The organism is Bacteroidales bacterium, from assembly GCA_035353855.1.
Classification (GTDB): domain Bacteria; phylum Bacteroidota; class Bacteroidia; order Bacteroidales; family CG2-30-32-10; genus DAOQAK01.
The window spans coordinates 1-8,195 of the sequence record DAOQAK010000080.1 but is presented as its reverse complement, the minus strand read 5'-3'; the positions used below and the strand labels follow the sequence as shown (position 1 = coordinate 8,195).

The 8,195-nt window shown below is 32.1% G+C and carries 8 protein-coding genes; 5 read left to right on the top strand and 3 right to left on the bottom strand.

Going from position 1 to position 8,195, the window contains the following annotated elements:
• Positions 1-48: 48 nt before the first annotated feature.
• Positions 49-1,296, bottom strand: a complete 1,248-nt coding sequence (locus PKK00_14755) for a cation-translocating P-type ATPase (protein HNW99664.1) — start codon at positions 1,294-1,296, stop codon at positions 49-51.
• A gap of 135 nt (positions 1,297-1,431) precedes the next feature.
• Between PKK00_14755 and PKK00_14750 the strand changes: the two genes are divergently transcribed.
• Positions 1,432-1,866, top strand: coding sequence for a radical SAM-associated putative lipoprotein (locus tag PKK00_14750; GenBank protein ID HNW99663.1), 435 nt, complete (start codon positions 1,432-1,434; stop codon positions 1,864-1,866).
• Positions 1,867-2,041: 175 nt separating this feature from the next.
• Positions 2,042-2,701, top strand: coding sequence for a porin family protein (locus PKK00_14745; protein ID HNW99662.1), 660 nt, complete (start codon positions 2,042-2,044; stop codon positions 2,699-2,701).
• A gap of 82 nt (positions 2,702-2,783) precedes the next feature.
• Here the strand turns inward: PKK00_14745 and PKK00_14740 are convergent, their stop codons facing one another.
• Positions 2,784-3,191: a secondary thiamine-phosphate synthase enzyme YjbQ gene (locus PKK00_14740; protein ID HNW99661.1), complete on the bottom strand. Its 408-nt coding sequence runs from the start codon at positions 3,189-3,191 to the stop codon at positions 2,784-2,786.
• 88 nt (positions 3,192-3,279) lie between these two features.
• Between PKK00_14740 and ygiD the strand changes: the two genes are divergently transcribed.
• Complete coding sequence (ygiD, locus tag PKK00_14735; GenBank protein ID HNW99660.1) at positions 3,280-4,044, top strand: 4,5-DOPA dioxygenase extradiol; 765 nt, start codon at positions 3,280-3,282, stop codon at positions 4,042-4,044.
• Between the two features lie 431 nt (positions 4,045-4,475).
• Here ygiD and PKK00_14730 read toward each other — a convergent pair whose 3' ends face one another.
• Entirely contained in the window at positions 4,476-5,423 is a 948-nt protein-coding gene (locus PKK00_14730; GenBank protein HNW99659.1) for a CPBP family intramembrane metalloprotease, read from the bottom strand.
• 144 nt (positions 5,424-5,567) lie between these two features.
• On the opposite strand from PKK00_14730, the gene PKK00_14725 reads away from it, so the two are divergent.
• The gene (locus tag PKK00_14725; GenBank protein ID HNW99658.1) at positions 5,568-6,245 is read left to right on the top strand and encodes a TonB-dependent receptor; all 678 of its coding nucleotides are present in this window, start codon (positions 5,568-5,570) and stop codon (positions 6,243-6,245) included.
• Positions 6,246-6,267: 22 nt separating this feature from the next.
• Complete coding sequence (locus tag PKK00_14720; protein HNW99657.1) at positions 6,268-7,935, top strand: outer membrane beta-barrel protein; 1,668 nt, start codon at positions 6,268-6,270, stop codon at positions 7,933-7,935.
• Positions 7,936-8,195: the final 260 nt, after the last annotated feature.

Here is an 8,195-nt window from a genome sequence, read left to right as displayed (position 1 = left end):
TGCCGTTCCTGTTTATCAATTTAAATTGTTTTAAAATTTAGTCGGACACTAATGAAAAACAATTTGTTTTATCTCAGAAAATTTTTCAAGTGTACTTCCACCTTTTATTAATATTCCGTTTTTTGCCACACGTCCAATCCCTACGATTACTGCGGTTGGTATAGCTAATCCCAATGCACACGGACAGGCAATAACCAAAACCGCAATGCTGTGCATGAGCGATGATTGAAATGAAACACCTGCAAATAAAAATGAAATCAAAAAAGTAATTACTGAAATTCCAACAACCAATGGAACGAATATGGCAGAAATTTTATCCGCAAGATTTTGCATGCGAGGTTTGTCTTGCTGGGCACGCTTAACCATTTCGATAATCTGAGAAAGCACAGTATCTTTACCTGTTGCAGTTGCAATTATTTTTATACTTCCATTTAAAAGAATTGTGCCGCCAACAACATTATCATTCTTTGTCTTATCAACAGGAATACTTTCTCCCGAAATCATCGATTCATCAATGCTGCCATGACCCCAGTATATTGTGCCGTCGGTTGGGATTCTATCACCTGTATTTACTAAAAAACGTTCACCGTTTTTAATTTTTGATGCATCAATTTCTTCAATATTTTCAGCATCTTCAGAAATAATTATTTTTTTAGCTTTTATTTTCTGAAGTTTCACCAATTCATCAATTGCAGATGTAGTGCGCTTTACAGAACGATGCTCCAGAAGATTTCCCAACAAGATTAAAGTTATAATGCTTGCTGTGGTTTCGTAGAACTGGTAATCATGACCTAAATTAAAAATGGTTCCATATAAACTATAAATAAAAGAAGCCGTTGCGCCAAGTATAATCAACACATCCATATTCGGCACACCCGATTTCAGTGATTGAAATGCGCTGCGTCCGAAATGCCATAAACCAATCAGAAATACAGGGATTGAAAGCACCAACTGAAAAACCGGTTGATGCAAAAAATGAAAAGGCAAGAACATTGCTACCAGTAAAGGCAATGTAAATATCAACGAAACAATAAATTCAACTTCAATGGTCAGGAAGTTTTTTTTTTCGCCATGCACATCTTCAAGCACCGTATATCCCATCGACTGAATTTTCTGAATCGCTTTCTGCACAAGGGTTTTATCAGCATCAGAAAAATTAACTTCACCCGATGCAAAATCAACATTCACATCATGAAAGCCTTCTTTTTCCAATTGCTTTTTAATTCCCAATGCACAATTGGTGCAGCCCATGCCATCAACTTTCAATTCAACCCGTTTTATATTTTTTAAGTCCATCGAATTAAAATTTCTAAACAAAGGTACAATTTAATAAAATCATTATCAAGAATTGTTCTAAATAATTAGTTAAGATTATTTAACAATGAATCCAACACTTTTACAAAAATATATACCTTTATAAAAAATACTAAAATGAAAAAATACTTTCTCAAAAAATATAATACCCTTCTTGTATTATTATTAAGCGCATTAGGAATTTTATCGTCATGTGATAAAAATAACGGAGGTGGTATTCAGGCAGAATATGGATGTCCTAATGCAGATTTTATTGTTAAAGGTTGTATCGCATCCGACAGTACAGGTGCAAAAATTAAAAACATAAAAGTGGTTTCACAAGATTCAGTTTACAGTGATCTTGCCGGAAATTATATACTTATCATGAATGCTTTTCCCGAAAATCAAACATTCACATTGCATTTCAAAGATGTTGACAGTACAGACAACGGCAGCTACCAAAATCTGGACACAACAATATCTTTTCAGAATCCACAATTCACCAATGGCGATGGCGACTGGTATGAAGGACAAACTACTAAAGAACTAAACGTGAAACTTAATTTAAAGTGATTTTGATTTTTAATTTAAGAATTCTGATTACCAATCCAAAAATCAATAAGTGATTTTTCTTATATAATAATTTTCCATTCGCAATAATATTCTTCCTATCTCGTTAAGCAAGGAAAAATATTCTATGAATAAATTGATACACTCTTTATATTGTTTAACCTAAAAAAATAAAATTATGAAAAAAACAATTTGTGTATTGATTATTACAACATGTATCATTTCGTTTGTAAATGGGCAAAAGATTAAGTACGGCATTAACCCTAAGTTCAACGTTGCCAACCAGGTTTTAAGAGAACCTTCTGAGAAAAGCAGCAGTCGGTATCAATGGAATAACTTATATACAATGGGTATTAGTGCATTTGCTGAAAAACAATACTTTAATCATTTAAACGCATTATTAAAGCTAGGTTATTGTCGTAAAGGATTTATCGAACCAATACAAACACTTGATATATATAATGAACAAAAAAATTACAGCAATAAAAATACTTTCGATTATTTAAACCTTGATATCACAGGAAAAATCCATATGAATAAAGCAAATATCAATCCTTATCTTCAAGTTGGCTTTAGGACAGATTTTCTTTTAAATAAAAACATTGATAATTATTATGACAATTCGAATAATATGTATAGTTATCAACATTATAAACGTTTTGATGTGGGTGTGCTTGGCGCCATTGGAGTAGAAATACGTAATACAATCTGGGTCGATTTCGAAGCCAGTACAGATATCTTAAAACCTGTACGTACTGAATATTTATTGGTTAGAAACAGGCTATGGTCATTTAATCTAGGAATAAATTTAAATAAAATACTATATCCGAATTCTTAAAAAATATTATCGATTTTGTATTTGGGGGTTGGAGCTTGGAATTAAATTTTTAATTTCTCTAATGAGTTTTACCAGTTATTTATTAACTATAAATTGAAATAACTAACTTTCTCTTTCCCCCATTATTCCTGAACTCGCAGAGGTAGATTCCCTGCCATGTACCCAGATTTAATTTTCTATTTGTGATTGGAATTGTAAGTGATTGCCCGATAATTGATGTTTTTAAATGAGCGGGCATATCGTCATCACCTTCCGAATCATGAATGAAATAAGGACTTCCGTCAGGTATTAATTTATTAAAGAATGATTCAAAATCTTTTCTTACACTTGAATCGAAATTTTCATTGATGGTAATTCCTGCCGAGGTGTGTTGAATAAATATATTTAAAAGTCCTGTTGTTGGTAATTCGGGCAAATGTTTCAGAATAATATCGGTAATCAAATGATACCCCCTGTTAAAGGCAGGTAATAAAATTTCTATTTGTTGCATGGTGTCATTTTTTTCAAAATTAATAAAGTTTCTTTTTAATTTTATTCTTTAATTTTGAATTTCAAACATCAAACAGATATATATGAGAATGCCTGCATTATTCATAGGACATGGTTCTCCCAACAATGTTGTTGAAGATAACAGTTTTACAAAACATCTTAAATATCTCGGCAAAATTCTAACTGAACCCAAAGCAATAATAGTAATCAGCGCTCACTGGATGACAAGGGGAACATTTTTTAGCACAGCAAATGAACCACAAATGATATACGACTTTTTCGGCTTCCCTGATGAATTATATAAAATATCATATCCCTGTAAAGGAGCTCCTAAAATTGCAAAAAGTATTGCAAAAAAATTTCCTGATGATTTCAATATCGATTCCTCTTATGGACTTGACCATGGAGCATGGACATTACTAAAACATATTTATCCGGATGCAAACATTCCTGTTTTTGAAATGAGTGTTGATTTATATGCTCCGCTAAAACAACTTTATGAAAACGGGAAAAAGCTGGCATACCTTCGCGACGAAGATGTATTGATTATTGGCAGTGGCAATCTTGTTCATAATTTACGCGACATTAATTGGGAAAGCCGCGATGCAGAAGTTTTTGAATGGGCAAAAATAGCTGATGAAGAATTAAAAAAAAATTTAATAAACAATGATATAAAATCGCTGACTGCTCCACATTCACTGGGATATGAAATAAAACATGCCATACCTGCTTTCGACCATTACATCCCAATGCTTACTATTTTAGGCATGAAACAAAAAAATGAAATGCTTAAGTTTACATACGAAGGAATTCAATACGGTTCAATATCGATGAGAAGTTTTATGATTTCATAACAGATGTTACGCAAAATCATTATTTATATCGAAACAACATTATTTTATTATTATTATGTCCTGTTAGGGACAACAGCTTGGTAAAGAAAGGTACAACTTACTTATTATTGTACCGTAGGTACTAAACTTTCAAGACTATATAGCTTTCAAGCACGTTCAGCTAATTGGGTTGTGCCTACAGCACACAACTTCATAGTGATTTTATATTTTACCAAGCGGTTATGCCTACGGCATATACTCTTAAAATCCTTATTAATTAAAGTTTTTAAAATTTTATTTTGGGTTTTGCGTAACATCAATTAATAAATAATAATTTTCACTGATAACACGAATGATGGAAATATAAAGGGCTTAGTATTCAATTCCAAGTTTACACCATTTGAACTATTGACGTTAATTAAGCTTAGAAAATTATGCTATGTAGTTGAAATTTATTTTCCCATTATGAAATAATACTGAATCATCGCCATTGCTTCCATTAACAAAGCCACTCCCAGATGGACAATACAACCACCAAAAATACTTCGAGTATACATTGCAATTATCCCTAAAAAATATCCACCAAAAAATGAGCTGATACATTCTGCCATTGGTTTCCCGAAATGCAGGCTGCAATAAGTTACAGCCATAGGTAATATGGCATGCCGTCCCATTATAGCCACCATACCTATAACCAATGCACCACGAAAGAACCATTCGATCATTATAAAATTCGAAGCATAAGTAACTTCATAAATTGCACTCATCTGAAAACGCGATAATCCAAATACATCACCTTGCGGGAACCATGGTTTGAATTTAGGATACATCCGTATAAAATCAGGCTGGAATGATGCAACAATAACCAAAGGCAGTACTAAGAGAAGTATCATGAAATAAGGTTTTGCATTAAAATGCTTTAATGTCAGTCCATACAAATTTTCAGTTTTTTTATCAAAGAATTTCCATATAATAATTAACGGAATGATAAATACAATCACAAAACGAAGATTTCCTGCTAACTTACTTAGGTAATAGTTTTCAAAACCATTATACGAGTTTGCCCACTTATCAAATATGGGAAATCCAACAGCAGTAGACAATAGTAAAAGAAAGAAAAAACTTTTCAGCCAGAATTTTTTTTTGGTAATAATATATTGTACATTTTCTGAAAAAGTTTTTTGTAAAACCATTAGATAATATATACCTGCATAAAAAAGAAAATAAAAAACCATACCCAAAGGTGGTTTCTTACAATAACTATCCAGTACTTTATGCTCAAAATCTACTGAATAATTATACCCGATTGCAGCAACAAGAAATATAAAAGCAATACCATAACTCCAGATATTAAAATCATCTTTAATAAATGAAATCATGTATTTAATTAGTTTCTTCATAATTCAACAGTAATGCAAATATGAGAAATTTAGGTGACATTGATTATAAATAAAATCACAAGTAACTTTTTATAATAGTCAATCGTCATATAAACAAATCTGATGAATACAAAGAATTTTAATAACATCATTAAAACATAAATCATGAAACGAATAATAATTTTTGCCGGCATTATATTTCTAAGCTGCAACATACTATCCGCAAAAAACACTTTAGATATATCAGGACAAGTAAAAGATAACCAAACAAAAAAAGCTTTGGAATTCTGCTCTGTATCAGTTTTTAATTCAAAAGACAGTCTGATAACCGGAACAGTTACCGACGACAATGGATTTTTCAATGTTTCGCTCGAAGCAGGTCAATATTATTTTTTACTAAGTTATGTGGGTTATGCAAGCGACACTACCGAAATGATGATGGTTACAGAAAATAAATTCCTTGGAGTTTATAAGTTAAATCCTAACGAAAATGTTTTAAAAGGTTTCACAGTTAAAGGCGAATCGCACGAAAACCTTATTGATAAAGATGTTCAGATCGTAACCGACAAATTAAAAGCAGGTGCAACTACCACACGCGATGTACTTACTAAGCTAAATGGTGTTGAACTTGACAGGTACAGTAATACCATAAAAGTTGACAATGATTCAAAAGTTATAATACTGGTTGACGGACTTGAAAAAGACCAGGAATACATTAAAAATATTTCTCCTGAACGTTTGAAAAAAATTGAGGTTATCCGTGACCCGGGAGGACGCTATGCACTGGAAGGATACTCGGCAGTTATAAATATTATTTTAAAAAAAAGATTATCAGGGTACTGAAGTATTCTTATATGATAGATTCATGCTTGACCCTGACACAAAAAACTCCGATTATCTTTTCATTCAGAATGGTGCTAACGGAACTATAAACTATGTTTACAACAAGATAAATGTTTATGGTAAATTTGGAAGCAACCTAAATAATTTCAATTTGCAAGCAACCGACAGGCAGGAATATTCGAGCGGTTTAACTATCGACAAAAATCCTATTGACAAGAACGACATGAACGCTACCATGCATCAGTTCAGCAGCGACTACACCGTTGGAGCCGACTATTACCTGAATCCAAAACATACAATCAGCTTTGAAAGTAATTATTCTGTATCACCTCTTTCAAAAAATATAACAGAAGAAAATTATAATGTTGATTATTTAATGAATGAAAATGTATTCAATAACTTTTTAAGCCAGGGAATTAATAAAACATCGAGCAACAGTAATTACAACACTTTATTTTATACTGCAAAATATAATGATAAAAATTCGCTGAATTCAAATTTCACATTCTCAAATTATCATGAAGAGTACATAAATAATTACAAAGAAAATTCCATCATAAAAAGAATAGAAAACGGAACGAATGACAAAAACAGCACAGCGCTTAATATTGATTACACTCATACTTTCAGCAATAGTTCAAGTATAGAGTTAGGTTACGGAAACACATGGCAAAATCAAAATAATGAATATACTGTAGAATCAACCGTTTCCGATTTCAATTATACCGATACACGTCATAAATTTTTCTCATACTATGCATGGCAGGGAAGTAAAAAGTTAAGCGCAAAAGCAGGATTAGCAGTAGAAACCAGCACACCCAATGCTGACGGGCAAAAGAATTCATATATCATTTTTCAACCTTATACCGATTTAAAATATAAAGCTTCAAAAGTTGTCGACTTTAAATTAAAATACCGTTCGGAAAGTAATTACCCCAGTATAAGCCAGACCAATCCTTTTACATACGTGATTGATCAGAACAGCATACGAACCGGAAATCCATCATTACGTCCTGATGTAACACATAAGATTTCTCTACAGAGCAATATTCTCGGAGGTTTGCTGACCATTGAGCCATACTTCCATTTCTCAAACAATTATATTACCGAAACAGGTTCATTGAAAAACGACAGCATATTCGAATACAGTTATCATAATTCTGGTAAATATAAAAACTACGGAGTTGAAGCAAACCTGACTGTTCCGTTTGGCAAAAGCCTTTTCCTTCAGTCAAGTGTTAACCTTTACAATAGCAGTATTGAATATGCAGGCTATACAAATAATGTAAACGATATGAGCATGTCGCACCAATTGGTTTATGTAAACGAAAAATCGGGAAGTGTTGCAGGTTTTCAATATCAGAACGGTTTATGCAAATATATCACAGCACAAGGATACAATATGTGGAACAACGATTTCTGGATACTGTTTGTACAACAACCTTTCTTCAAGAAAAGATTGAGTGTAATGCTTGTATACTTTACTCCTATTACCTGGGGTGTTGACTTCAAACAAGGGAATTACATTCATTCCGGAGCATATTCCGAAACCAAACTTTACGACATAAGTATTTTGAAAAACATTGTGATGTTTGAATTGACCTATCGTTTCAATAAAGGTAAAACGGTAAATAAAACCGAAAAGAATATTGAACGCAAATCGGAAAAAACTTCAAAAGGATTGTTTTAAGAAATCGTAAAACAAATATATTATCTGCTTTCCATCATTATCGCGGGCGGAGCCTTCGGCTCCGCCCGCGAATTATTTTTACCTTTTATTAAAAAATATAATTATGAATTTTAATTTATTGAAACCTAAACTTAATTTTCTTTATCAAATATTAATTCCTTCTTAATCTGCTTTTTATTTATTCATTCTACTTTTATCACATGAAATGTCTTAACCCCCTATAAGTTAGACATATTTTTCAAAAGAGTTTAGGTTTTTAG

Coding starts and splice junctions, on each gene's coding strand:
- PKK00_14755 (HNW99664.1), bottom strand. CDS start 1,296: ATGGACTTAAAAAATATAAAACGGGTTGAATTGAAAGTTGATGGCATG.
- PKK00_14750 (HNW99663.1), top strand. CDS start 1,432: ATGAAAAAATACTTTCTCAAAAAATATAATACCCTTCTTGTATTATTA.
- PKK00_14745 (HNW99662.1), top strand. CDS start 2,042: ATGAAAAAAACAATTTGTGTATTGATTATTACAACATGTATCATTTCG.
- PKK00_14740 (HNW99661.1), bottom strand. CDS start 3,191: ATGCAACAAATAGAAATTTTATTACCTGCCTTTAACAGGGGGTATCAT.
- ygiD (HNW99660.1), top strand. CDS start 3,280: ATGCCTGCATTATTCATAGGACATGGTTCTCCCAACAATGTTGTTGAA.
- PKK00_14730 (HNW99659.1), bottom strand. CDS start 5,423: ATGAAGAAACTAATTAAATACATGATTTCATTTATTAAAGATGATTTT.
- PKK00_14725 (HNW99658.1), top strand. CDS start 5,568: ATGAAACGAATAATAATTTTTGCCGGCATTATATTTCTAAGCTGCAAC.
- PKK00_14720 (HNW99657.1), top strand. CDS start 6,268: ATGCTTGACCCTGACACAAAAAACTCCGATTATCTTTTCATTCAGAAT.